3 protein-coding genes are annotated in these 2,029 nt (G+C 73.6%); 2 read left to right on the forward strand and 1 reads right to left on the reverse strand.

Annotated features, from left to right (window positions below; translation table 11 throughout):
• Together ACOJSN_RS10615 and ACOJSN_RS10620 are read left to right on the forward strand one after the other, a co-directional pair.
• The coding region (locus tag ACOJSN_RS10615; RefSeq protein ID WP_420112468.1) for a hypothetical protein at positions 1–578 on the forward strand (578 nt) is incomplete at its 5' end.
• A 49-nt stretch (positions 579–627) separates the two neighbouring features.
• The gene (locus tag ACOJSN_RS10620) at positions 628–1,401 is read left to right on the forward strand and encodes a YaaA family protein (RefSeq protein ID WP_420112469.1); all 774 of its coding nucleotides are present in this window, start codon (positions 628–630) and stop codon (positions 1,399–1,401) included.
• 15 nt (positions 1,402–1,416) lie between these two features.
• Here ACOJSN_RS10620 and ACOJSN_RS10625 read toward each other — a convergent pair.
• Positions 1,417–2,029: UTP--glucose-1-phosphate uridylyltransferase (locus ACOJSN_RS10625; RefSeq protein WP_420112470.1), on the reverse strand; the 613-nt coding region annotated here is incomplete at its 5' end.

Consider the following 2,029-nt stretch of genomic DNA (forward strand, 5'->3'; position numbering starts at 1 on the left):
GGCAGCGCGCCGAGACCGCCGCACGGGGCGCAGGTCGCTCGTGGCCGCGCGGCCGCATCGCCGTGACCGTACCGATCCACCTCGCCGTCACCGAGAGCGAGGCGCGCCGGCAGGTGCGCCACGGGATCGTGCGCTGGGCAGAGTACGCGCGGACGTCGATGCCCGCGGCGGTCCCCGCCGGATCCGACGCGGACACGCTCGTGGACGGTCTGCACGATGCCGGACGCGCCGTGGTCGGTACTGCTGCGATGGCCGTGGCGCACCTCGAGCGGGTCCTTGACCACAGCCAGGGCGTGGACACGGTGCTGGTGGAGCTGGCCGGCTGGGCCGGCGCAGCCGACACCCACGCCAGCCTGGAGCGGTTCGCCCGCGAGGTGGTGCCGCAGCGGACCGGCGCCGCCCGCACCCGCCTCGCCGCCGCCGCTGCCGACCCGCCCGGCGCCCGCCGCGCGGGTCGCCGCGCAGCGGGACCGCTACCGGTACATGGGCCGGCCCCGACCCCTGTCCGCGGTGTCACGCGTGTGCACGTGGAGCCGCCCTCCCGCTCCCGCGGCCGCCACGCCGTGGACGAGGACTGACCGCCGACCGCGTGGTTGGCCCGGCGGCATCCCGCCGTAGGCTGGCGCCGTGCTGATCCTGTTGCCCCCGTCGGAGGGGAAGGCGCAGCGTGGGAGGGGGCGGCCGCTCGACCTGTCGCGCCTGTCGTTTCCCGAGCTCGCCGATGCCCGCGACCGCGTGCTCGACGCCCTGACCACCAGCAGCGCTCTCCCGAACGCCGTCGCGCGCCTCACGGCGCCGGTGGGCGCCGCTGCGGAGGTGGAACGCAACGTGCGGATCCGGGAGCTCGGCACGCTGCCGGCCGAGCGTCTCTACACCGGTGTGCTCTACGACGCGCTCGACCTGGCGTCGATGGAGACTGCGGCACGGCGCCGGGCGCGGCGGTGGATCGTGGTGACCTCCGCGTTGTTCGGGGCGGTGCACCTCGGCGACCCGCTGCCGCCGTACCGGCTGCCGATCTGCGCGAACCTCGAGGGTCTCGCCGGCCCAGACCAGACCGCAGGGCTCGAGTCCTACTGGCGCCAGCACCTGCCCGCGCCACTCACCGAGGCTGCAGGCGGCGGCGTGATCGTCGACTGCCGCTCCAGCAGCTACACGCCGCTCTGGCGACCGGCCGGCGACCTCGCCGAACGCTGGGTACAGATCCGGGTACCCGGTGCGAGCCACTCCGCCAAGCACACGCGCGGCCTCGTGACCCGGCACCTGTGCGTCGCGGGCTCCACAGCCCGCCACGTGCCCGCGGTGGCCGACGAGATCGGGCGAGCCTTCGCCGTCGAGCTCCATGAGCCGGCCCGCCCGGGCAAGCCGTGGATCCTCGACGTCCACCCGCCGTCGCCGGCGTAGGACTCCCCGTGCGAGTCAGCCGGACAGCACCGTGCCGTCGGCGACCTGCTCGGGTGCGCCCGGGTCGGCCAGCTCAGCCGCGCCGGTCACCTGCACCTCAGCGCCGAACGTCCAGTCGCCCTTGACGGTCAGCGACGTGGCCTCCCGCAGGCTCGGCGCGCCCTGAGCGAACCGCGCCTCGAAGTCGTCGATCTTCTTGAAGTACCGGGAATCCAGGTCGATCGCGGGGATCGCACCAGCCTGGGTGAGCCGGCCGTCCTCGCCGAGGTCGTAGACGTCGGACCGCAGCAGCAGCAGCTCGTTGGTCGTCTTGACCGGCAGGAACCGATCGCGCCCCACCGCAATCGCGGTGGCGCCCTCGAACACCTCGACGGCGGTGCCCATCCCCGACTCGATCTGGATCACCTCGGGTGAACTCGCGTCCGCGGGGTCCACGGTCTTGACGTTCTTGATCAGCGGTAGCCCGAGCACGCCGCCGCGCTCGGCGAGGGTGTCGCGCAGCACCTGCAGGTCGAACCACAGGTTGTTGGTGTGGAAGTACGGGTGCACGTGCTCGTCGGTGAAGAAGTGCATGTCCTCATCCGGCGTCATCGCGGTGTCGCGCAGGATCAGCTGGCCGTCGGACTTG

Origin of the sequence: Pseudactinotalea sp., assembly GCF_048594945.1 — a bacterium.
Lineage (GTDB): Bacteria > Actinomycetota > Actinomycetes > Actinomycetales > Beutenbergiaceae > Pseudactinotalea.